Source organism: Streptomyces sp. Root1310 (assembly GCF_001426425.1).
In the GTDB taxonomy this organism is placed as follows: domain Bacteria; phylum Actinomycetota; class Actinomycetes; order Streptomycetales; family Streptomycetaceae; genus Streptomyces.
The window spans coordinates 460,045-481,759 of record NZ_LMEQ01000001.1 but is presented as its reverse complement, the minus strand read 5'-3'; the positions used below and the strand labels follow the sequence as shown (position 1 = coordinate 481,759).

Below are 21,715 nucleotides of genomic sequence, written 5' to 3'. Positions count from 1 at the left end.
CGCCCCGGGACACTGGTGACATGGTCCAGTGGGTGCAGCGCAACATCGTCGAACCGGGCAAGGTCCCGCTGCTCATCGCCCTGACAGCGTTCGTCCTCACCTTCCTGATCACCCGGATCATCACGCGCCTCATCCGGGCGGGCAAGGGTCCCTTCGGCAACATCAGCTCCGGCGGGGTGCACATCCACCACGTGGTCCCCGGCGTCGTCCTGACCGTCGCGGGCGGCTTCGGCGCGGTGGCGAGCGGCCGGCACGGCTTCGGCGCGGGCGCCTTCGCGGTGGTCTTCGGCATCGGCGCCGGCCTGGTCCTCGACGAGTTCGCGCTGATCCTGCATCTCGACGACGTGTACTGGACGGAGGCGGGCCGCAAGAGCGTGGAGGCCGTGGTCCTGACGGCGGCGCTGGGCGGACTGCTGCTGGTGGGCTTCTCGCCGTTCGGCGTCAACGACCTGAGCCAGGACGAGCTCCAGGACCGGGGCGGCGTCATCTCGACCGTCGTGCTGAACCTCCTGTTCTCCCTGGCGGTGCTGAGCAAGGGCAAGGCCAAGATGGCCGTGTTCAGCGTCTTCATCCCGCTCCTGGGCCTGGTGGGCCTGGTAAGGGTGGCCCGGCCCGGCTCGCCGTGGGCCCGCCGGTTCTACCGGCGGCGGCCGAAGGCCCGCGCGAAGGCGGTGCTGCGGGCCTACCGCCACGACCGCCGCTGGGCGGGGCCGCGGCGGATGGTGGGGGACTGGCTGGGAGGGAAGACGACCGCGGAGCTCGCTCAGTCCGAGGAGCGGAACTGAGGGACCCGGTCGGGACCGGGCACGTGGGCCGAACGGCGGCCGCGGGGCTTCGTGGCCGGCCGTGCCCCGTGGTGCGGCCGCGGACCCGTACCGCTCCGCGCGCCCCGGCGCACCCGTCCGCCGGCACCGCCGCGCGGACCCCCGGCGGGCCGTCCGGGCCCCCGGGAGCGCCCGCGGGTCTCCGCCACCGCGCACAGCACCAGCACCGCCGCGATCGCCGCCAGATGCTCCTTGCCCGCCAGGTTGTCCTTCAGCAGGACCTCCACCACCATCGCGACGACCACCGCCCCCGCCGTCACGTACGCGCGGTAGCGCCAGCCCAGGAACACCGCGAGGCCGACCACGGCCGCCGACGGGCCGGTGTCCACGATCCGGGCGTCGGCGGCGGGCAGGCCGAACGGGCTGCCGGGGCCGAGAGCGATGCCCACGCGCGCGTACAGGGTGCCCGCGAGCGTGGCGGCGTAGGCGATGACGAGGGTCCGCCACCAGCCCAGGCAGAGCTCCGCGATCCCGAACACCAGCAGGATCTGCGCGAGGGCGCCCCAGACCGGCAGGTCCAGCGCGGGCACGAACAGGGACAGCGGGGTGCGCAGCAGGGCGAGAGCGAGCGGGTCCTCGGCCCGTACCGCTCCGAGGGCCTGGACCGGACCGTAGCCCCACGCCCGGTTCTGCACGACCTGGGTCACGGACGTCAGGCACACCGCCCCGAGGGTCATCGGGACCGCCCGCCACCGCCGCCGCACCAGGGGCGCGCGTACGGCCTCGTACAGCGGCCCCCATTCGGCGCGGGCCCGGCGGGCGCCCGCGTTCACCGGTGGGTCTCCAGCCGCCCCCGGCGCAGCCACCTCGGCAGCCCCGGCGCCTCCAGGAACCCCTCCGCCCGCGCCGAAGCGACACCGATGCGGGGCAGGTCCGCGCTCTTCTCGAAGAGCAGGAAACGGGGCTCCCAGATGGGCCGGTACTTGGCGTTGGCGCGGTACAGCGACTCGATCTGCCACCAGCGGGAGAAGAAGCAGAGCAGCGACCGCCACAGCCGCAGCACCGGTCCGGCGCCGAGGCGCGCGCCCCTTTCGAACACCGAGCGGAACACGGCGAAGTTCAGCGAGACCTGCGTGATCCGGGCCGCCCGGCCGTCCCGTTCCTCGCGGGCGTGCCGGAGCAGTTCGATGACCATGAACTCCATCAGCCCGTTGTCGCAGTCGCGGTCCCGCCGCATCAGGTCGAGGGACAGCCCGTGCGGTCCCCAGGGCACGAAGGAGAGCAGGGCCCGCAGTTCACCGTCGGCGTCGGTGCACTCCAGCATCACGCAGCGGCCGTCCCGCGGGTCCCCGAGCCGCCCCAGCGCCATGCTGAACCCGCGCTCGGTGGCCCCGTCGCGCCAGTCGTCGGCGCGTCGGAGCAGGGACGCCATCTCGTCGGCCGGGATGTCCTCGTGCCGTCGTACCCGCACCGTGTACCCGGCCCGGCGGACCCGGTTGCAGGCCTGCCGGACGGTCCGCATGGCCCGCCCCTCCAGGGTGAACTCGGCGACCTCGACCAGGGCCTCGTCCCCGAGCTCCAGCGCGTCCAGTCCGTGCCGGGCGTACACGGTCCCGGCCTCCTCGCTGGCACCCATCACCGCCGGGATCCAGCCGTGCGCCCGCGCCTCGGCGAGCCACGGCGCGATCGCCCCCGGCCAGGCCTCCGGATCCCCGATCGGGTCCCCGGACGCCAGCGACACCCCGCCGAGGACGCGGTAGGCGACGGCCGCCTTCCCGGTCGGCGACCAGCACACGCTCTTCTCCCGGCGCAGTGCGAAGTAGCCGAGCGAGTCCCGCTCACCGTGCCGGTCGAGGAGCTCCCGGAGCCTTTTCTCGTCGTCCTCGGTGAGCGGGTCGACGGCCCGCCGCGAGCGGAAGGCGGCGTACAGGACGGCGAGGACGAGCGCCGTGCTCAGCACGTTGACGGCGACGTCGACCCAGGTGGGCGGGGCGATCCCGGGGACGCGGTACTCGTCGGCGGCCACGGAGACCAGCCGCAGCGCGCCGTAGCGCCAGCGTTCGAGGAAGGTGGAGGGGGCGGACGCCCGGTTGGTGACCGTCACCAGCAGCGCGGCCAGCAGCGAGGCGCCCAGCAGCCCGCCGGCGCCGACGGCCGCGGCGAGCCTCGGGTTGGACCGGTCGCCCTTCGCGTAGAACTCCCGCCGCCCGGCCAGCAACGCCGCGACGAAGACGGCGGTCAGCGCGAGCGAGACCCAGTTCTGCGGGTGCCGCCGGACCTCCGGGAACGCCATGGCCAGCGCGAACAGACCCAGGAACGCCCCGCTCAGGCCCAGGTTGAGGATCCACGCGGCCCGTTTGCGGCGCCGCATCGTGACCGCCAGGAACGCGGTGAAGACCCCGGAGGCGAAGCCGGCCGTCAGCAGATACGGCGTGAAGAGGTTCTCCTGGTTGTGCCGCCGGACGTCCTGCCCCAGGGAGACCCACACCGCACTGAGGAAGTTGACGAACGCGACGGCACGCAGGTACCAGACGGCGAAGGCGGCGGCGCCCCGGGTGTTGCCCATGAGCGGTGATCATATGGGTGCACTTCAGGGAATCCGCTCTTTTGGCACCGCCTGTCCCATTGAGCCGCTTCGCTACTCCGTTTCCCGCTTCTCCCCGTGCTGCCCGTCGGAGACTGCGGGTGCCTCGGGTGCCTCGGGTGCCTCGGATGTCGCGGAGGCCTGTGCTGCTTCCGGCTCCTCCGGCTTCTCCAGCTCCTCCGACTTCTCCGGCTTCTCGGGGAGTTCGGCCGCCAGTGCGGCGGCGGCCTGCACCAACGGGAGCGCGAGCAGGGCCCCGGCGCCCTCGCCGACCTTCACGCCCTGGTCCAGAAGCGGTTCCAGGGCCATCCGGTCGAGTGCCTTCGCCTGTCCCGGTTCACCGCTCTTGTGTGCGGCCAGCCACCAGTCGGGCGCGCGGAACGCGACCCGCTGCCCCACGAGTGCGCAGGCGGCCGCCACCACACCGTCCAGCACCACGGGCAACTTCCGTACCGCGCACTGGAGCAGAAAACCCGTCATGGCGGCGAGATCGGCCCCGCCCACCGTCGCGAGCAGTTGCAACTGCTCGCCGAGCACCGGCCGCGCCCGCCGGAGCGCGTCGCGGACCGCCGCGCACTTGCGCATCCAGGCCAGGTCGTCGATCGCCTCGCCGCCCCGCCCGGTCACCACGGACGCGTCGGTCCCGCACAGCGCGGCCACCAGCGCGCCCGCGGCCGTCGTGCCGCCCACGCTGATGTCGCCGAGCACGACCAGGTCCGTGCCGGAGTCGGCCTCCTCGTCCGCGACGGCCACGCCCGCCCGGAAGGCGGCCTCCGCCTGCTCGAGCGTGAGCGCGTCCTCGATGTCGATACGGCCGCTGCCGCGCCGCACCCGGTGCCGTACGACGTCCTCGGGGAACATGTCCGGATCGCAGTCCAGCGCCATGTCCACGACGCGCACGGGCACGCCGAGGCGGCGGGCGAGCACGGCGACCGGACGGCCGCCCTCGAGGACCTCGCGCACCAACTCCGAGGCGCTGCCCGCCGGTCGGGCGGAGACGCCGAGCTCGGCGATGCCGTGGTCGCCGGCGAACAGCACCACCCGCGGCCGCTCGACCGGTCGCACGGGCGACGAGCCCTGTGCCGCCGCCAGCCACTCACCCAGTTCGTCCAGACGCCCCAGCGATCCGGGCGGCACGATCTGACGTTCCCGGCGCGCCTCCGCGTCGCGGCGCACCCCACCGTCGGGGCGCTCGATCAGATCGGTGAAGTCGTCGAGATTAAGCGAGCTCATTCGCCGAACAGTACCGGCACCGATCGAACGGTTCCGCGCCACATCGCCACCACATGCGCGTGACGTCATTGCGCCCAAGATCGGTATCCCATACGTTCCGTTTTGCCGCTAATTGTCGTTCGCTCTCGATGTCATCCCCGGAGCCGCTCATGCCCCCCAGGCCCGTCCACGAGCCGCGCCGCGACGACTGCCCCTGGTGCGGCTCGAAGCGCCTTCGTACCCGGCTGCGCGCACCGGACCTGCGCCACCGGCGGCCGGGCACCTTCGTGGTCGACGAGTGCCGGGACTGCGCGCACGCCTTCCAGAACCCCCGCCTGACCCCCGAGGGGCTGGCGCTGTACGGGGTCGAGGCCGAGGAACGTGCCGACCACGGGCACCTCAGGGCGACGGCCCGGACGATGCTGCCCTTCCCCGAGCCGGAGAGCTGGCTGGACGTGGGCACCGGGGACGCGTTCTTCCCGGCGGCGGCGAGGGAGCTGTTCGCCTACACGGCGTTCGACGGGGTGGACCCGACCCCGAGGGTGGAGCGGGCGAGAGCGGCGGGCCGGCTCGACGAGGCCCACCTGGGCCCGCTGACGGCACCGGAGGTCCTGTCCGGCCTGCGCGGCCGGTACGACGTGGTCAGCATGCTCCACCACCTGGAACACACCCGGGACCCGAGGCGGGAACTCGCGGCGGCGCTGACCGCCCTGCGGCCGGGCGGCCACCTCCTCGTGCAGCTCCCGGACCCGGCCAGCGCGTCCGCGGCGGTCCTGGGCAAGTGGTGGCACTCCTACGACCAGCCCCGCCACCTGCACCTGATCCCGCTGGCCAACCTCCGGGCCGAACTCGTGGCCCAGGGCTGCGAGATCGTCGTGACGGACCGCCGGACCCCGCACACCCCGCACGACCTGGCGACGGCCGCCTCGCTCTACCTGAACAGGACCAGGCTGCGCCGGACGGCCGGGCCGCTGACCGCCGCGGCAGCCCTGCTCGACCGCCTGCTGGCTCCGGCCCTGCGCCGCACCCGCTTCTCGAACGCCTACCAGATCATCGCGCGCCGGAACTGACCGACCCGCGCGCCGGAAGCCACTGAACCGCGCGCCGGAACCGACCGAACCGACCCTCAGGCGCCCGTCACCGGTCCCCGCAACACCAGTGCCTGCCCCGCCACCACCAGGACCACCTCCTCGCACTCGGCGGCGACGGCCGCGTTCAGCCGCCCCAGCTCGTCCCGGTAGCGCCGGCCCGACGCCGTGGCCGGCACGATCCCCGATCCCACCTCGTTGGAGACCAGGACGACGGTCCGGCGGGCCGAGCGCACCGCCTGGGCGAGCTCCACCACCCGCGCGCGCAGCGCCCGTTCGCCGCCGTCCGCCCACTGCGCGTCGTCCCACGCCCCGACGGAGTCCATGACGTCCGTCAGCCACAGCGACAGACAGTCGATCAGCAGCGGGGCGCCGTCCTGTGCCAGCAACGGCACGAGGTCGCAGGTCTCCACCGTCCGCCACGACCCCGGCCGCCGGTCGCGGTGCGCGGAGACCCGGGACGCCCACTCGGTGTCGCCGCCCCGGGTCCCGCCGGTGGCGACGTACAGCACGTCCGGGAAGGACTCCAGCCGCCGCTCCGCCTCCACCGACTTCCCCGACCGGGCCCCGCCCAGCACCAGTGTCCGCCGCGACACGTCCGGCACGTCCTCGTACACCCCCACGACCAGAGTCGAACCGTCCGGCACCGCCCGCGCCCCGGCCGCCGCGAGCCGTCGCCGCAACTCCGCGCCCGGTGGCACGTCATGGTCCAGGTGGACGGCGATCACGTCGGTGGCCGGCCCCACCGCGCCCACCGCGCGCAGCTTCGCCAGCGCGTCCGGGCGTCCCACCAGGTCCGCCAGGACCATGTCGTACGGCTCGGCTGCCTCCGACCCCTCCTCCAGGCCCGCCGGCGCGCCCCCGGGCGGCAGATACAGCAGCCGCTGCCCGTCGGGGCCGGCCACCGCGTACCCGGTGCCGGGCGCGTCCATCGCCACCGCCCGCACCCGATGACCCGTCAGCAGCGGCGACTCCCGCCCGTCCGGCACCCGGCCGGGCTGCGGCAGCCCGGCCGGCACCTCCACCGGGGGCCCGTCGTGCGGGTGCGTCAGCAGCACCTGCCGCACCCCGCCCAGCGAATGCCCGGCCCGCGCGGCCGCGAACGCGGCACCCGGCGTCAGGTCGAGCAACAGGGCCCCGTCGACGAGCAGCGCGGTCGCCGCCCGCGCGTCGGCCCCGAGCGAGGTCGCGCACACGGCGCAGGAGCAGTCGGGGCGGGGCAGTCCCGCGGGGGCACCGGTACCGAGCAAAGTGACTTCCACGGAGCTGATTTTCGCGCGTCTGACCAGCTCTTGCGCATCCGACTAGGCTGCACAGCAGAAGCCGGACCAAGATCCGGCTTCTGCTCTGCACGTGGTCACAGCTGGGAGGCGTACATGGCGGCATGGACGTGGCGGTTCGAGAAGGCCGACGGGACGGAGGTCCAACCAGCGGTACAGCCCGAGGAGTTCACCACGCAGGGGGACGCCGAGTCCTGGATCGGGGAAGTGTGGAAGGACCTCCTCGAAGGCGGCGCGGACCAGGTGCGGCTCTTCGAGGACTCCGCCGAGATCTACGGTCCGATGAGCCTGCACGCGAACGAGGCGTAGCCCTGCGTCGGGGTGGTCGCCGCACGGCCACCCCGGCCACCGCTCACCCGGACGAGTGAAGAATGCCGGTCCGGCTCAGCCGCGCACCCCGCACAGGTGCAGCAGCGCCGCCACCTGCCGGTAGGGGTCGGTCCGCCCGGCCCGCTCCTCGGCGGACAGCAGGCTCTCCCACTCCCGCGGGTCCTGCGGGATCTCCGTCCCGTCCGCGGCCGTGTCCGTGAAGACCCGCACGCCGTACCAGGCCTGGAGCGGCGCCCCGATCCCGGCCAGCGCGTCGGTCAGCGCCGCCAGCCGGTCCGCCCGTACGTCGAGCCCCAGCCGGTTGCGGTAGGCGACCGTGTCGAAGGCGCCGAGCGCGCCCGCCCAGTCGCCCGACAGACCCGGCCGCATGGCCAGCGCGTCCGCGTTGCGCACGAGCAGCGACAGCAGCCCGCCCGGGGCCAGCATCCGCGCGAGCCCCGCGAGCAGCGCGTCCGGCTCCTCGACGTACATGAGCACGCCGTGGCAGAGCACCACGTCGAAACTGCCGGGCAGGAAGTGCACACCGGTGTCCCGGCCGTCGCCCTCGATGATCCGCATCCGCTCCCGGATGCCCTCGGGCTCGCCGCACAGGGCCTCCCGGGCCGCGGCGATCATCGTCGCGTCCCGCTCGAGGCCGGTCACCTGATGGCCGAGCCGGGCCAGCCGCAGGGCCTGCGTGCCCTGGCCCATCCCGACGTCCAGCACCCGCAGGCGCTGCCCGACCGGGTAGCGCCCCGTTATCTGCTCGTCGAGCTGCCGGGCCACCAGCTCCTGTCGTACGACGTCACGCAGCCCACCCAGCCTGTTCAACCAGGCCTCGGCCGCTCCCCCGGAGAAAGCCGCAGTGCTCAGGGCCGTGCTCCGCGCTTGATCTGCGGCTTGGGCAGCCGGAGCCGACGCATCTGCAGGGAGCGCATCAGCGCGTAGGCCACCGCGCCCCGCCGGTTCTGGTCGGGGAAGCGCTCGGCGAGCTGCTTGCGCAGCCGGAAGCTCGTGACGAACGAGTCCAGCACGATCAGCACGATCACGACCAGCCACAGCAGCAGCGCGATCGTCTGGAGCGAGCCCACCCGCACCATGCTCAGCACGAGGATGACCACGGCCATCGGCAGGAAGAACTCCGCCACGTTGAACCGGGAGTCGATGAACTCGCGCGCGAACTTGCGGACGGGGCCCTTGTCGCGGACCGGCAGATACCGCTCGTCCCCGCCGGCCAGCGCCTGGCGCTGCCGGTCCAGCTGGGCGCGGCGCTCGCTGCGCTGCCGCTTGGCCGCGTCCTTGCGGGACGTCGAGGTGTTGGCGACGCTGCGGCGCTGGGACTGGGCCTCACTGCGCTTGGGCGTGGGCCTGCCCTTCTTGGCCTGCGGGTCACGGGGCTGCATGGAGTCGGTCACCACGGCCTTGTCGGCGGGGGCCTTCTCTTCCTTGGCACGGCTACGGAACACAAAACCCAAGGGTAAGCGCTCGCGGGCATGGACCCCAGCCCCGAGGGGAACGATCCGGCAACACCAGTCGTCTGTAGAAGGGGACAGACCGGGACAGGAGCGGGAAAGAGGGGGCGCAGGGTGACCGATCGCTCACCCTGAAGGTCACCTACTCCCTACGCCGGAGCAAGGTCTTGGTCAGTCGTCCTTGGGGATGAGCGCATCCGTCCCCGAACAGTGCGTCAATGGATGCAGGGCCCGTACTGTGGGTTCTGTCGCAGAGCTGGAGCTGGACGTCAGAAGGGGGCGCGCGAAGCCCATGAGCGGTGTCATGAAGCGTATGGGGATGATCTTCCGCGCGAAGGCGAACAAGGCCCTTGACCGGGCCGAGGACCCGCGCGAAACCCTCGACTACTCCTACCAGAAGCAGCTGGAGCTCCTCCAGAAGGTCCGTCGCGGTGTCGCCGACGTCGCGACCTCGCGCAAGCGCCTGGAACTCCAGCTGAACCAGTTGCAGTCGCAGTCCTCCAAGCTGGAGGACCAGGGCCGCAAGGCGCTCGCGCTCGGCCGTGAGGACCTCGCCCGCGAGGCGCTCTCCCGCCGTGCGGCGCTCCAGCAGCAGGTCACCGACCTCGAGACGCAGCACTCCACGCTCCAGGGCGAGGAGGAGAAGCTCACCCTCGCGGCCCAGCGCCTGCAGGCCAAGGTGGACGCCTTCCGTACGAAGAAGGAGACCATCAAGGCCACCTACACCGCCGCACAGGCCCAGACCCGCATCGGCGAGGCCTTCTCCGGCATCTCCGAGGAGATGGGCGACGTCGGCCTGGCCATCCAGCGCGCCGAGGACAAGACCGCCCAGCTCCAGGCCCGGGCGGGCGCCCTCGACGAGCTCATGGCGTCCGGCGCCCTGGACGACCCGACGGGCATCGCGAAGGACGACCTCCAGGCCGAGCTGGACCGGCTCTCCGGTGGTACGGATGTAGAGCTGGAACTGCAGCGCATGAAGGCCGAGCTCGCCGGGGGCAGCTCGGCCGGCCAGCAGGCCATCGAAGGTGGCACGAGCAAGTCGCAGTCCCAGCAGCAGCCGCAGGACACCCCGCGCTTCGACAAGCAGTAGCCCGGCGCCGGGGACCGGAGCCGAGGAGGGCGACATGATCGTACGGATCATGGGGGAGGGCCAGTGGCAGCTGGCCGACTCCCATCTCGTCGAACTGAACACGCTGGACGACGAGCTGCTCGCGGAGATGGAGAGCGGCGACGAGGACGGCTTCCACCGCACCCTCGGCGGCCTCCTGGACGCCGTCCGCCGCCTCGGCGACCCGCTGCCGGACGACGCCCTGGAACCCTCGGAACTGATCCTCCCGGCCCCGGACGCGAGCCTGGAGGAGGTCCGGGAGATGCTCAGCGACGACGGTCTGATCCCGGGCTGAGGGCGGCGACTCCTCAGCGCCGGTCACGGTTCCGGCCCGTCCGGCGATCGAGGACGAGGCCCCTTCAGGGCCGACAACGGGGTCCGAGGGCGGCAGCCCCCGGCTACGGCGAGGAAAGCGACGGCAACTAAAAAGTGACCCTCCTTTCCCGGGCGGAGTGCCGGCTCAAGGCGCACCCCCTCGCTCTGGACGCGGGCCTGGCCGCGGGCGTCCTGCTCTGCATGCTGGCCGGTTCCTTCGTCGACCCGCACGGAGGGCACGGCGTCAGCTGGCGCATCCGCAGCCCCGACCCGCTCAGCCTGCTGCTGATGACCCTCTCCGCCGTCGCCCTCGTCTTCCGCCGCAGCGCTCCCATGACGGTCCTCGCCCTCACCGGCGCCGCCTCCGTGACCGAGTCCGTCACCGGCGACCCCCGGGCCCCCGTCGCCATGTCCGCCGTGATCGCCCTCTTCACCGTCGCGGCCTCCACCGACCGCGCCACCACGGTGCGCGCCGGGCTGCTCACCATGACCGTCCTCACCGGCGCGGCCATGCTCGCCGGACCGCTGCCCTGGTACGCCCAGGAAAACCTGGGGATCCTCGCCTGGACCGGCATCGGCGCCACCGCCGGCGACGCGGTCCGCAGCCGCCGGGCCGTCGTCCAGGCCATCCGGGACCGCGCCGAGCGCGCGGAGCGCACCCGGGAGGAGGAGGCCCGCCGCCGGGTCGCCGAGGAGCGACTGCGCATCGCCCGCGACCTGCACGACGTCGTCGCCCATCACATCGCCCTGGTCAACGTCCAGGCCGGAGTCGCCGCGCACGTCATGGACAAACGGCCCGACCAGGCCAAGGAGGCACTCGCCCACGTCCGCGAGGCCAGCCGCTCCGCGCTCAACGAGCTGCGGGCCACCGTCGGCCTGCTGCGCCAGTCCGGCGACCCCGAGGCCCCCACCGAGCCCGCACCAGGCCTGGACCGGCTCGACGAACTGGCCGGCACCTTCCGCAGCGCCGGCCTCCAGGTCGAGGTGGCCCGTACCGACCACGGGACCAAGCTCCCGGCCGCCGTCGGCCTGGCCGCCTACCGGGTCATCCAGGAAGCCCTCACCAACGTCCAGAAACACGCGGGGTCCGAGGCGAAGGCCGAGGTCAGCGTCGTACGCGTGGGGCCGAACATCGAGGTCACGGTCCTCGACAACGGGCGTCCCGAGGACGACGGGCCCCCGGCGGCCGGCGGCGGCCACGGCCTGCTCGGCATGCGCGAGCGCGTCACCGCCCTGCGCGGCACCCTCACCACCAGTCCCCGCTACGGAGGCGGTTTCCGCGTCCATGCGATCCTGCCGGTCAAGACCCGCACGGCCACCACGGGGGAGAACGCATGACCATCCGTGTCCTACTCGCCGACGACCAGGCGCTGCTGCGCAGCGCGTTCCGGGTGCTCGTCGACTCGGAGTCCGACATGGAGGTGGTCGGCGAGGCGTCCGACGGTGCCGAGGCGGTCCGGCTGGCCGGGGAGCAGCGCGCCGACGTCGTCCTGATGGACATCCGCATGCCCGGCACGGACGGTCTCGCCGCGACCCGGCTGATCAGCGCCGATCCCTCCCTCGCGCACGTCAGGGTGGTCATCCTGACGACGTTCGAGGTCGACGACTACGTGGTGCAGTCGCTGCGGGCCGGCGCCTCCGGTTTCCTCGGCAAGGGCAGCGAGCCGGAGGAACTGCTGAGCGCGATACGGATCGCCGCCGGCGGTGAGGCCCTGCTCTCGCCGACCGCCACCAAGGGCCTGATCGCCCGCTTCCTGGCCCAGGGCGGCGCGGTGGACGACGACCACGACCCGGCCCGTTCCGCCCGGCTGGACGCACTCACCGTGCGCGAGCGCGAGGTCCTCGTGCAGGTCGCCGGCGGCCACTCCAACGACGAGATCGCCGAGCGGCTCGAAGTCAGCCCGCTCACCGTGAAGACGCATGTCAACCGGGCCATGGCCAAGCTGGGCGCGCGCGACCGGGCCCAGCTCGTGGTGATCGCGTACGAGTCGGGACTGGTACGTCCGAGGGTGGAGTGAGCCGGACCCTTCCGTACTGCGCACGGAGTGGGCGCGGGACAGGCAAAAGGAAGGCCACCGAGGGCCCGACCACGGACCACGGAAGGCCCCCTCGGTCCGCTCCCCGCCGTCCCCGCGGTCTCTGCCGTCTCCGCGGTCTCTGCCGTCTCCGCGGTCTCTGCCGTCCCCGCCGTCCCCGCCGTCCCCGCCGTCCCCGCCGTCCCCGCCGTCCTCGTCTTCCTGGTCTTCCTGGTCTTCCGGCGTCGAGCCGCTCGACGCCGGTGACGGCGGTGACGGCGGTCGGCGTCCCGCTCTCCGTGGTGCCGGACCCGATCGCCCTGTGGACGCGGGACCTCCCGCCGAACACGCCGACGCCCGGCACAGCCCGACAGGACCCCGGGACCCGGGACCAGGACCCATGGCCCCCTGGACCCCAGGACCCCGGAACCGGCCGGGGGCCGACACCTCGGCGCCGGTGCCCCTTCCCCGTACGGGTTCCCTATCCTGTGAACTCGAACTGCTCGGCGGGGGAAGGGGAGCGGGGCGTTGGCGCTGCACAAGGACGACCCGAAGGCGCTCGGCGGATACCGGATCGTGGACCGGATCGGATCCGGTGGCATGGGCGTCGTCTACCTGGGCCGGTCCCGTTCGGGGCGTGAGGTCGCCGTCAAGGTGGTGCACGCGCAGTACGCGGAGGACACGGTCTTCCGGGCCCGCTTCCGGCAGGAGATCGACGCCGTCCGCAAGGTGAGCGGTGCCTTCACCGCCCCGGTCGTGGACGCCGACCCGGAGGCCGAACGGCCCTGGATGGCCACCCAGTACGTGCCCGGACCGGCCCTCTCCGCCCGGATCCGGCGCGCGGGCCCGCTGAAGGGCGCGGAGCTGCGCCTGCTGGCCCTGGGTCTGGTGGAGGCGCTGCGGGACATCCACCGGGCCGGGGTGGTCCACCGCGACCTCAAGCCCTCCAACGTCCTGATGGCGCAGGACGGCCCCCGGGTCATCGACTTCGGCATCTCCCGGGCCACCGAGAACCAGACCCTCACCGAGACCGGTCACGCCATCGGCACCCCGCCGTTCATGTCCCCGGAGCAGTTCAAGGACGCCCGGTCGGTCGGCCCCGCCTCGGACGTCTTCTCCCTCGGCGCGCTGCTGGTGTTCGCCGCGACCGGCCGCGGTCCCTTCGACGCCGACAGCCCCTATCTGACTGCGTGGCGGGTGATGCACGAGAAACCGATGGTGGACGCGGTCGCCGAGCCGCTGCGCCCGATCCTGACCCGCTGCCTGGCCAAGGACGCCTACGAGAGGCCCGGACTCGACGAGCTGGCCGGGGAGTTCGCGCAGGCGCTGCCCGAACCCGCGGCGGGCGACATGGAGACGGTGACCCTGCGTCTGCCGCCCGCGCCCGAGGCGGGAGACGAGCCGGGACCGGCCGTGGCCCCGCCCCGCACGGGCCGCCGTTCCCGGCTGCGCCGGTGGCCTGTCCTCGCCGGGGTGGCGGGCCTGTTGGCCGTGTCGCTCACCGGCTACCTCCTGTTCGATCCCTTCGGGGGGAAGGACAAGGCGGCGGACTCGGCCGACGCCGGCTCCGGGGGACCCGAGTGGGGTCCCCTGCCCAACGGCTGGCAGCCCTGGCGGACCTCGGTGTTCGGGACCGCCGCGAGCGGGGTGGCCAAGCCGTTGGACGGCGGGGCCTCCGACAACGGCAACAGCTCTCTGACCTGCGCGATGGGGGAGGGCGCCCTGTACTGCGGTGGCAACGGCACCCTCCCGGTCCGCGTCGACGGGGCGACGGGTCGGCTCGTCTGGCGGGCGGACTCCCTGCCCTCGGACGTGCCCGGGGAGAGGTACGGCAGCATGGTCCTCGGAGTACGCGACGGCGTGCTGCTGGTCTCGCAGACGGTCCGGAACAGCGCGGGCGACGACCAGACCGGCACCGCCGTGGCTCTCGACTCCGCCACCGGCAAGCTGCTCTGGTCGCGCAGGTTGAACCAGACGGGCCGCGTCGAGCCCGCGGTCGTGGGCGATCTGCTGATGACCGCGGACGGCTACCGCGTGACCGCCCGCGAACTGCGCGACGGCGCCACGCGCTGGACGGCCACCCTGCCCGTCGCGTCCAGCTACGGCTGCCGGTTCTACGAGGTCGACAGCGTCCCGTACGCCGGCTGCGGCGACGCGGGCACCCCGTCGCGCACCGTGTACTTCGCCCTCGACCCGGCCGACGGCTCGACCCGGAAGGTGAGCGTGCCGGACGGCGACGTCGTCCACGTCGGCGCTGTCGGCGGCGACCTGGCCTTCGTGAAGTACACCCCGCGGGACCCAGGGAGTTCCGCGGAGTCGGCGTACGGCGAGGTCCTGCTGGTCGACCCGGGCACCGGCGCGGTACGCACGAGCAAGCTGACGGGAGACCCGCGCGGCGAGGTGGCGCTGGTGGGCGGAGTCCTCTGCTTCGCCTCTTCCGCGGGGCAGTTGGTCGCCCACTCGCCCGAGACGGGCGAGCGGCTGTGGCAGACCTCGACGACCCTTCAGCAGCCCGGCACGCCCGTGGCCGACGTGCAGGGGCAGGCGGTGTTCGCGGCCAGCGCCTCCGGACGGGTCGCCGCCCTCGACCTCGGCACGGGCGACCTGCTGTGGGAGTCCCCCGCGCGGGCCGAGCAGGTCACCGGGCTCGGCTACGCCACGGCACGGGTGTTCCTCGACGAGGGCGCCCTGGTGGTGCTCAGCCCCGACGGGACGGTCTTCACGCTGGACCCGGCCCACCCCGACCGGGCGCCGCTGCCGGGGTGAGCCGGCTCACGGCGCCCGGCCACCGCAGGGGGGGCCGGGGCAGTACGGCTACGGCAGCGCCAGCATCCGCTCCAGCGCCAGCTTCGCGAACGTCTCGGTCTCCCGGTCGACCTGGATCCGGTTGACCAGCTTGCCCTCGGCGAGGGACTCCAGGGTCCAGACCAGGTGGGGGAGGTCGATCCGGTTCATCGTCGAGCAGAAGCACACCGTCTTGTCGAGGAAGACGATCTCCTTGCCCTCGGGCGCGAAGCGGTTCGCCAGCCTGCGCACCAGGTTCAGCTCGGTGCCGATGGCCCACTTCGAGCCGGCCGGGGCCGCCTCCAGCGCCTTGATGATGTACTCGGTCGAGCCGACGTAGTCCGCCGCGGCCACGACCTCGTGCCGGCACTCGGGGTGCACGAGCACGTTCACGCCGGGGATCCGGGCGCGGACGTCCTCGACCGACTCCAGGCTGAAGCGGCCGTGCACCGAGCAGTGGCCCCGCCACAGGATCATCTTCGCGTCGCGCAGCTGCTCGGCGGTCAGCCCGCCGTTCGGCTTGTGCGGGTTGTACAGGACACAGTCCTCCAGGGAGAGGCCCATGTCCCGCACGGCGGTGTTGCGGCCGAGGTGCTGGTCGGGCAGGAACAGCACCTTCTCGCCCTGCTCGAAGGCCCACTCCAGGGCCCGCTGGGCGTTGGAGGACGTACAGATCGTGCCGCCGTGCCTGCCCGTGAACGCCTTGATGTCCGCGGACGAGTTCATGTACGAGACGGGCACGACCTGCTCGGCTATGCCGGCCTCGGTCAGCACGTCCCAGCACTCGGCGACCTGCTCGGCGGTGGCCATGTCGGCCATCGAGCACCCGGCGGCGAGGTCGGGGAGGACCACCTTCTGGTCGTCGGACGTCAGGATGTCCGCGGACTCGGCCATGAAGTGCACACCGCAGAAGACGATGTACTCGGCCTCCGGGCGGGCGGCCGCGTCCTTGGCCAGCTTGAAGGAGTCGCCCGTGACGTCGGCGAACTGGATGACCTCGTCGCGCTGGTAGTGATGGCCGAGCACGAAGACCTTGTCACCGAGCTTCTCCTTGGCGGCGCGGGCGCGCGCTACCAGGTCCGGGTCCGAGGGCGAGGGCAGGTCGCCGGGGCACTCGACGCCCCGCTCGCTCTTCGGGTCGGCCTCACGGCCGAGCAGCAACAGGGCGAGCGGAGTCGGCTGTACGTCGAGCTCCGTGGTCTGGGCGGTGGTCACGACACGCACCCTTTCTACTTTTCGTCGATCTGACGTTATCTATCATAACCCGCTTCATGTCACTTTGACGATGGTCATCGCGTCGATGTGACGTGAATCCCGCGCCCCGGCCCGCGCCGCTCCCGGCGACGCTGTCCGCCGCATCGCACGTGTGCGAGCATGAAAGGCAAGAAGAGGAAAGAAGTGGAAACACGACTCCTCGGCCCGGAATGAATCCGGGGCCCCGACGGTTGGAAACGTCGGCAAGCAGTCTCCGTACAACCCGGGAGAGATGTAGATGTCCGTATCGGACGAGAAGACCACTGTCAGCGACGGCATCCTCCTGTCCGACGCCGCCGCGGCGAAGGTCAAGGCCCTGCTCGACCAGGAAGGCCGCGAGGACCTGGCCCTGCGCGTCGCCGTTCAGCCCGGCGGCTGCTCCGGCCTGCGCTACCAGCTCTTCTTCGACGAGCGTGCGCTCGACGGTGACGTGGTGAAGGACTTCGACGGCGTCAAGGTCGTCACCGACCGCATGAGCGCCCCGTACCTGGGCGGCGCCTCCATCGACTTCGTCGACACCATCGAGAAGCAGGGCTTCACGATCGACAACCCGAACGCGACGGGTTCCTGCGCCTGCGGCGACTCCTTCAGCTAGGTCGCCCGTCCGCACCGCTGAACGACACGAAGGCGGCGGCCCCCTCCGAGGGGGCCGCCGCCTTCGCGTTCGCGCCGTGCGAACCGCCGGCCCGCGTTACCGGGCCTGCGGCAGCCGCGCGCCCGCCTTCTCCAGCGGGATCGCCGCGCCGTCGGTCCCGACGACCTTCCGGCTGCCCGGCGACTCGTCCAGGTGAACGGTCTGGTGGTACTCCTTGGCGATCAGGATGCAGACCTTGTCCTTCCAGGGCGTCTCGGTCACGGTGACCTTCACCTCGTCGCCGCTCTCGGTCGCCGTGGCCTTGTAGTCGCCGCACACCCCGCCGGTGAAGCTCACGACCAGATCCTCGCCCTCGACGGTGTAGCCGTCCACCTTCACGTCCCGCGTGCCCGAGGAGGCGGTCGGCGACGGCGTGGGCGTCGTGGCGGACTTCAGATACGCCGGCTCGACGGCCGGCTGCGTCACCGTGTAGCCGCCCGCGGCCCCTGCGGCCTGCACCTCGAACAGCCAGGACGGCACAAGCACCTGCCGTCCACCCGAGGTGTGCGGGGCCAGCCCGAGCACCGCGTCCTCGACCGTCGCCGTCTGACCCTGGGGGGCCGCCGTGGACGCACCGCACGGACTCTCCAGCCGGTCCTTCAGCGGCACCGGGCTGGCACAGCCGCCGATGCCCATCCGGTGGTCCGTCCCCGGCGCCGCGTTCAACGCGTCCAGCGCCTCCCGCGCGCTCAGCAGGGGATACGTGTCGCCCTTCACGGGCGGTTCCAGCTGCCCGTTCCCGCCGACCACCGCGCCCTGGGCGTCGACGCTGATCCCGGTGGTCCAGCCGTAGGTGGGCAGCTCGCCGAACACGGGGTCCGCGTTGACCACCCGCCGGCTGCCCATGACCTGGCCGGCGTCCACCTGCGCGCCGTCCTGCCCGAGCGCCTCCAGGACAGGCGCCGCCGCCTTCTTCGCAGCCGCCTCGCTCGGCGGGGCGGCGGACCCGGCCGACGGAGTCACCGTGCACTTGTCGGAGCCGGCCGTGCAGTTGTCGGTGCCCGGCGTGAACCGGGTGAACGTCCACATGCCCGGCGCCTGCCGGTTCACCCGAAGCACCGGACCGGAGCCGTCGTTCCCGGAGCCGACCTTCCACGCCTCGCCGTCGACGACGGGCGTCCCCTCGGCCCCCAGCGCCTTCGCGAGCCGGGCCACGTCGTCCTTCGTGACCTCGCCCTTCGCCCAGTACACGGGCGCGGAGCCGGGACCGTCGGGAAGGGTGCCGGCGGCCTTGTAGGTCACCCCGTAGGGGTTCGGCTCACCGGGCGCGATGCCGCTCGTACCGCCCTCGGGGCTACCCGTGCCCGTGCCCGTAGCCGTGCCCGTGCCCGTGGAGTGGTCGTCCAGGAGGAGTGCCGCGGGCGTGCCGTCCCCGGACGGTGACCCGGCGCCGGAGCTCCCACCGGAGCCGCCGACCGTACTGGCGGTCAGATAGGCCCCGCCCCCGCCCACCAGCAGCACGGCGGCCGCGACGGAGGCGATGAGTACGGGGGAGCGGCGGCGCGGCCCTGCCGGGGGCACGCCGTCGGCCACCGGCCCGACGACGTGTTCATCCCCGTCCCCGTCCCCGTCCCCGTGTCCGTCCCGGTCCCCGGTCGCGTCCGTGTCGGAGCCGGCCGGCGCGTCGTCGGCCTCGGGACCGGCCTCGGACGCGGCAGCCTGCTGGCCGGCGTCGGCGTCGGGGACCGCGCTGGTGGCGGTGTCCGTGGCGCCGGCGTCCGCGGAGTCGCCGGCCGCGGTGGTGTCGGCCGCGGTGGTGTCGGCTTCGGGAACGGCGGGAGCCCCGGCTCCGGAGCCGGCCGGAGTGCCGGTCGGGCCGGCCTCCTCGGCCGCGATGCCCGTCTCTGCCGCCGACACGTTCTCGGCCCGCGCCTCCCGGACCTCGGTCTCCTCGGCCTCGACCTCGGCCTCGGCCGTCTCGGAACCCGTCTCCTCCGGCTCACGCGCGGCGTCGTCGTTCTCGGGTCGCTCGGTGTTCACCGCATCGCTCCTTCGGCTGCCCTGCTGGCGTACCCCACATCCCCTTTACGGGGGACGGCGATGGGACGCGACGGGGGAGCGCACGGTTCCCTTCCGAGCGCCGTGCCGAAGGAAATCGAGGGATTACCCCTAGTTGCCGTAGTCCGGCATCGCCTCCAGGAGCCGCGCCGACGTCGCCGGAACGAACACGCCGAGGATGAGTGACGGGGAGACCGGACGGGAAGGGATCTTCTCCGGGGCGGCCCAGTGCCGAGCCATCCGGGCGCCGTCACCGCGCAGCGACGCCAGGTCGCCGTCGAGGTCGGCCGGAGCGGGGGCGTGGACCTTGAGGTTCGTCATAGCCGAACCGTATGCACGCCGGAGGCCGCGAAGAAAGATCTACTATCGGGTAGTTTCGGCTGCTTCAGTGGCGCGGATCGACCGGGTAGCGTGAACTGTCAATCCCCCTCCCCTCAGGAGAGTCCACGCCGTGCGCATCGCAGTCACCGGCTCCATCGCCACCGACCACCTCATGACGTTCCCCGGCCGCTTCGCCGACCAGCTCGTCGCGGACCAGCTGCACACGGTCTCGCTCTCCTTCCTGGTCGACAACCTGGACGTGCGCCGGGGCGGCGTGGGCGCGAACATCGCCTTCGGCATGGGGCAGCTGGGGACCGCCCCGATCCTGGTCGGCGCCGCGGGCGCGGACTTCGACGAGTACCGGGCCTGGCTCGACCGGCACGGCGTCGACACCGGGTCGGTCCGTATCTCCGAGACCCTGCACACCGCCCGCTTCGTGTGCACCACCGACGCCGACCACAACCAGATCGGCTCCTTCTACACCGGTGCGATGAGCGAGGCCCGCCTCATCGAGCTGAAGACCGTCGCCGACCGGGTGGGCGGCCTGGACCTGGTCCTGATCGGCGCCGACGACCCGGAGGCGATGCTCCGCCACACCGAGGAGTGCCGTACCCGCTCCATCCCCTTCGCGGCCGACTTCTCCCAGCAGATCGCCCGGATGAACGGCGACGAGATCCGGATACTGCTGGAGGGCGCGACGTACCTGTTCTCCAACGAGTACGAGAAGGGCCTCATCGAGTCCAAGACGGGCTGGACGGACGCCGAGATCCTCTCCAAGGTCGGCCACCGCGTCACCACCCTCGGCTCGCGCGGCGTCCGCGTCGAGCGGGCCGGCGAGGACCCGATCGAGGTCGGCTGCCCGGAGGAGGAGGCCAAGGTCGAGCCCACGGGCGTCGGTGACGCCTTCCGCGCGGGATTCCTCTCCGGCCTGGCCTGGGGCGTCTCCCACGAGCGTGCCGCGCAGATCGGCTGCATGCTCGCCACCCTCGTGATCGAGACGGTCGGCACCCAGGAGTACCAGCTGCGCCGCGCCCACTTCATGGACCGCTTCACCAAGGCCTACGGCGACGAGGCCGCCACCGAGGTCCGCAAGCACCTGGCCTGACTCAGGACAGCCGGCGGACCAGATAGGCCGAGCCCCGGTCCGCCGGCTCCTCACCGACGTACTCCTGTTCCCGCATCTCGCACCAGGCCGGGATGTCCAGCCGGGCCGCCTCGTCGTCGGACAGCACCCGCACCGTGCCCCCGACCGGCACCTCCCCGATGACCTTCGCCAGCTCGATGACGGGAATCGGACACCGCTTGCCCAGCGCGTCCACCACGAGCTCGTCGCCGCCCGCGCCCGCCCCGGTCACCGCAGCGGGCGCCCCGAGCTTCTCCCGCACCCCCGCCACCGCCCCCGGCAGCACGGCGAGGAACCGCTCGACGTCCTGTTCGGCGGCCCCCGTCGGCAACGAAACCCGCACGTTCCCCTCACTCAGCACCCCCATCGCCTTCAGCACATGGCTGGGCGTCAGCGTGCTGCTGGTGCAGGACGAGCCGGAGGAGACGGAGAACCCCTCCCGGTCCAACTCGTGCAGCAGCGCCTCCCCGTCGACGTACAGACAGGAGAAGGTGACGATCCCCGGCAGCCGCCGCAGCGGATCCCCGACGACCTCCACATCCGGTACGACGGCCGCCACCCGCGCCCGGATCCGCGCCGTCAGCTCCCGCAGCCGTACCGCCTCGGCCGCCGCCTCCGCCCGCACCGCCCGCAGGGAGGCCGCCGCGGCCACGATCGCCGGAATGTCCTCGAACCCGGCCGCCCGCCCCGACTCCCGCTCGTCCACCGGCCCTTGGACGGCGAACCGCACCCCCTTGCGCACCGCGAGAAGCCCCACCCCGGACGGCCCGCCCCACTTGTGCGCGCTCGCCGCCAGCAGCGACCAGGGCCCCTCCACCGGCCCCCAGCCGAGCGACTGCGCCGCGTCCACCAGCAGCGGCACCCCCGCCTCCCGGCACAGCTCGGCCACGGCCGCCACCGGCTGCTCGGTCCCCACCTCGTGGTTGGCCGACTGGAGACAGGCCAGCGCGGTCTCCGGCCGCAGCGCGTCGGCGTACGACTCGACGGCGACCGCACCCGTCCTGACCACCGGGACCCGGGTCACCGTCCCGCCCTCCGCCTCGAACGCCTCGGCCGAATGGAGTACCGAGGAGTGTTCGACGGCTGACACGATCAGGTGACGCCCGACCCGCCGACGCCCGGCCAGCGCGCCCGCGATCCCGGTGTGCACGGCCCGCGTTCCGGACGCGGTGAAGACCAGTTCGTCCGGCCGGCAGCCGACCGCCTCGGCGGCCGCCTCACGGGCGGCGTCCAGCAGCATCCGCGCCCGCCTCCCCTCCCGGTACAGACGGGCGGGGTCGGCCCAGCCCTCGTCGAGCGAGGCCAACAGCGCCTGGCGGGCCACGGGATGCAGGGGAGCGGCGGAAGCAGCGTCGAAGTAGGACACACCTCAACCGTAGAACGCGGGCGGCTGTCCGGGAGCGCGGGCCCGAGGCGATGGGCGGCCCCGCCGCGGGGCGCGAACGGCCCCCACC

Annotated in this window: 20 protein-coding genes; 10 read left to right on the top strand and 10 right to left on the bottom strand. The window is 73.0% G+C overall.

Features of this window, described 5'->3' with window-relative positions:
• Nucleotides 1-20 precede the first annotated feature (20 nt).
• The gene (locus ASD48_RS02210; RefSeq protein WP_057599634.1) at nt 21-785 is read left to right on the top strand and encodes a hypothetical protein; all 765 of its coding nucleotides are present in this window, start codon (nt 21-23) and stop codon (nt 783-785) included.
• Here the strand turns inward: ASD48_RS02210 and ASD48_RS44055 are convergent.
• The 3 genes from ASD48_RS44055 to cobT form a co-directional block, all read right to left on the bottom strand.
• Nucleotides 764-1,597 carry a hypothetical protein gene (locus tag ASD48_RS44055; protein ID WP_057599633.1) on the bottom strand — a complete coding sequence of 278 codons (834 nt, stop codon included), beginning with the start codon at nt 1,595-1,597 and terminating at the stop codon, nt 764-766. The genes ASD48_RS02210 and ASD48_RS44055 overlap by 22 nt on opposite strands.
• Nucleotides 1,594-3,330 carry a phosphatidylglycerol lysyltransferase domain-containing protein gene (locus tag ASD48_RS02200; protein ID WP_057599632.1) on the bottom strand — a complete coding sequence of 579 codons (1,737 nt, stop codon included), beginning with the start codon at nt 3,328-3,330 and terminating at the stop codon, nt 1,594-1,596. The genes ASD48_RS44055 and ASD48_RS02200 overlap by 4 nt, the downstream gene beginning before the upstream one ends.
• Nucleotides 3,331-3,402: 72 nt before the next feature.
• Nucleotides 3,403-4,581 carry a nicotinate-nucleotide--dimethylbenzimidazole phosphoribosyltransferase gene (cobT, locus tag ASD48_RS02195; RefSeq protein ID WP_057599631.1) on the bottom strand — a complete coding sequence of 393 codons (1,179 nt, stop codon included), beginning with the start codon at nt 4,579-4,581 and terminating at the stop codon, nt 3,403-3,405.
• Nucleotides 4,582-4,730: 149 nt separating this feature from the next.
• Here cobT and ASD48_RS02190 point away from each other — a divergent pair, with 149 nt between their 5' ends.
• Entirely contained in the window at nt 4,731-5,630 is a 900-nt protein-coding gene (locus ASD48_RS02190; RefSeq protein ID WP_057599630.1) for a class I SAM-dependent methyltransferase, read from the top strand.
• A 56-nt stretch (nt 5,631-5,686) separates the two neighbouring features.
• On the opposite strand, the gene ASD48_RS02185 is transcribed toward ASD48_RS02190, so the two are convergent.
• Nucleotides 5,687-6,910, bottom strand: a complete 1,224-nt coding sequence (locus ASD48_RS02185) for a bifunctional adenosylcobinamide kinase/adenosylcobinamide-phosphate guanylyltransferase (RefSeq protein ID WP_057599628.1) — start codon at nt 6,908-6,910, stop codon at nt 5,687-5,689.
• Between the two features lie 114 nt (nt 6,911-7,024).
• On the opposite strand from ASD48_RS02185, the gene ASD48_RS02180 reads away from it, so the two are divergent.
• A complete protein-coding gene (locus ASD48_RS02180; RefSeq protein ID WP_020130018.1) occupies nt 7,025-7,237 on the top strand; it encodes a hypothetical protein in 213 nt (70 codons plus the stop codon).
• A 75-nt stretch (nt 7,238-7,312) separates the two neighbouring features.
• On the opposite strand, the gene ASD48_RS02175 is transcribed toward ASD48_RS02180, so the two are convergent.
• Both ASD48_RS02175 and ASD48_RS02170 read right to left on the bottom strand, forming a co-directional pair.
• The gene (locus ASD48_RS02175; protein ID WP_057599627.1) at nt 7,313-8,023 is read right to left on the bottom strand and encodes a methyltransferase domain-containing protein; all 711 of its coding nucleotides are present in this window, start codon (nt 8,021-8,023) and stop codon (nt 7,313-7,315) included.
• A gap of 83 nt (nt 8,024-8,106) precedes the next feature.
• On the bottom strand, nt 8,107-8,703 hold the full coding sequence (locus ASD48_RS02170) for a DUF3043 domain-containing protein (protein WP_028806871.1): 597 nt from the start codon (nt 8,701-8,703) through the stop codon (nt 8,107-8,109).
• Nucleotides 8,704-9,028: 325 nt separating this feature from the next.
• Between ASD48_RS02170 and ASD48_RS02165 the strand changes: the two genes are divergently transcribed.
• From ASD48_RS02165 to ASD48_RS02145, 5 genes are all read left to right on the top strand, one after another.
• Complete coding sequence (locus tag ASD48_RS02165; RefSeq protein WP_057599626.1) at nt 9,029-9,799, top strand: PspA/IM30 family protein; 771 nt, start codon at nt 9,029-9,031, stop codon at nt 9,797-9,799.
• A gap of 34 nt (nt 9,800-9,833) precedes the next feature.
• A complete protein-coding gene (locus tag ASD48_RS02160; RefSeq protein ID WP_057599625.1) occupies nt 9,834-10,112 on the top strand; it encodes a hypothetical protein in 279 nt (92 codons plus the stop codon).
• Between the two features lie 134 nt (nt 10,113-10,246).
• A complete protein-coding gene (locus ASD48_RS02155; protein WP_057599624.1) occupies nt 10,247-11,470 on the top strand; it encodes a histidine kinase in 1,224 nt (407 codons plus the stop codon).
• On the top strand, nt 11,467-12,150 hold the full coding sequence (locus ASD48_RS02150) for a response regulator transcription factor (RefSeq protein ID WP_057599623.1): 684 nt from the start codon (nt 11,467-11,469) through the stop codon (nt 12,148-12,150). The genes ASD48_RS02155 and ASD48_RS02150 overlap by 4 nt, the downstream gene beginning before the upstream one ends.
• A gap of 525 nt (nt 12,151-12,675) precedes the next feature.
• On the top strand, nt 12,676-14,913 hold the full coding sequence (locus ASD48_RS02145) for a serine/threonine-protein kinase (protein ID WP_057599622.1): 2,238 nt from the start codon (nt 12,676-12,678) through the stop codon (nt 14,911-14,913).
• Nucleotides 14,914-14,961: 48 nt separating this feature from the next.
• On the opposite strand, the gene nadA is transcribed toward ASD48_RS02145, so the two are convergent.
• Complete coding sequence (gene nadA, locus ASD48_RS02140; protein ID WP_199875612.1) at nt 14,962-16,155, bottom strand: quinolinate synthase NadA; 1,194 nt, start codon at nt 16,153-16,155, stop codon at nt 14,962-14,964.
• 268 nt (nt 16,156-16,423) lie between these two features.
• Here nadA and erpA point away from each other — a divergent pair, with 268 nt between their 5' ends.
• Nucleotides 16,424-16,780, top strand: a complete 357-nt coding sequence (gene erpA / locus ASD48_RS02135) for an iron-sulfur cluster insertion protein ErpA (protein ID WP_057599620.1) — start codon at nt 16,424-16,426, stop codon at nt 16,778-16,780.
• A 96-nt stretch (nt 16,781-16,876) separates the two neighbouring features.
• Here the strand turns inward: erpA and ASD48_RS02130 are convergent, their stop codons facing one another.
• A complete protein-coding gene (locus ASD48_RS02130; protein WP_057599618.1) occupies nt 16,877-18,799 on the bottom strand; it encodes a hypothetical protein in 1,923 nt (640 codons plus the stop codon).
• Between the two features lie 129 nt (nt 18,800-18,928).
• Nucleotides 18,929-19,138: a hypothetical protein gene (locus tag ASD48_RS02125; protein WP_057599616.1), complete on the bottom strand. Its 210-nt coding sequence runs from the start codon at nt 19,136-19,138 to the stop codon at nt 18,929-18,931.
• A 130-nt stretch (nt 19,139-19,268) separates the two neighbouring features.
• Between ASD48_RS02125 and ASD48_RS02120 the strand changes: the two genes are divergently transcribed.
• Nucleotides 19,269-20,243 carry a carbohydrate kinase family protein gene (locus ASD48_RS02120; protein ID WP_057599614.1) on the top strand — a complete coding sequence of 325 codons (975 nt, stop codon included), beginning with the start codon at nt 19,269-19,271 and terminating at the stop codon, nt 20,241-20,243.
• Nucleotide 20,244: 1 nt separating this feature from the next.
• Here ASD48_RS02120 and ASD48_RS02115 read toward each other — a convergent pair whose 3' ends face one another.
• A complete protein-coding gene (locus ASD48_RS02115; RefSeq protein WP_057599612.1) occupies nt 20,245-21,627 on the bottom strand; it encodes a cysteine desulfurase/sulfurtransferase TusA family protein in 1,383 nt (460 codons plus the stop codon).
• Between the last annotated feature and the right edge of the window lie 88 nt (nt 21,628-21,715).

Bases quoted from the DNA above. Each gene is read 5' to 3' on its own strand.
- ASD48_RS02210 (WP_057599634.1), top strand. From the start codon at position 21: ATGGTCCAGTGGGTGCAGCGCAACATCGTCGAACCGGGCAAGGTCCCG.
- ASD48_RS02200 (WP_057599632.1), bottom strand. From the start codon at position 3,330: ATGGGCAACACCCGGGGCGCCGCCGCCTTCGCCGTCTGGTACCTGCGT.
- cobT (WP_057599631.1), bottom strand. From the start codon at position 4,581: ATGAGCTCGCTTAATCTCGACGACTTCACCGATCTGATCGAGCGCCCC.
- ASD48_RS02190 (WP_057599630.1), top strand. From the start codon at position 4,731: ATGCCCCCCAGGCCCGTCCACGAGCCGCGCCGCGACGACTGCCCCTGG.
- ASD48_RS02180 (WP_020130018.1), top strand. From the start codon at position 7,025: ATGGCGGCATGGACGTGGCGGTTCGAGAAGGCCGACGGGACGGAGGTC.
- ASD48_RS02165 (WP_057599626.1), top strand. From the start codon at position 9,029: ATGATCTTCCGCGCGAAGGCGAACAAGGCCCTTGACCGGGCCGAGGAC.
- ASD48_RS02160 (WP_057599625.1), top strand. From the start codon at position 9,834: ATGATCGTACGGATCATGGGGGAGGGCCAGTGGCAGCTGGCCGACTCC.
- ASD48_RS02150 (WP_057599623.1), top strand. From the start codon at position 11,467: ATGACCATCCGTGTCCTACTCGCCGACGACCAGGCGCTGCTGCGCAGC.
- erpA (WP_057599620.1), top strand. From the start codon at position 16,424: ATGTCCGTATCGGACGAGAAGACCACTGTCAGCGACGGCATCCTCCTG.
- ASD48_RS02125 (WP_057599616.1), bottom strand. From the start codon at position 19,138: ATGACGAACCTCAAGGTCCACGCCCCCGCTCCGGCCGACCTCGACGGC.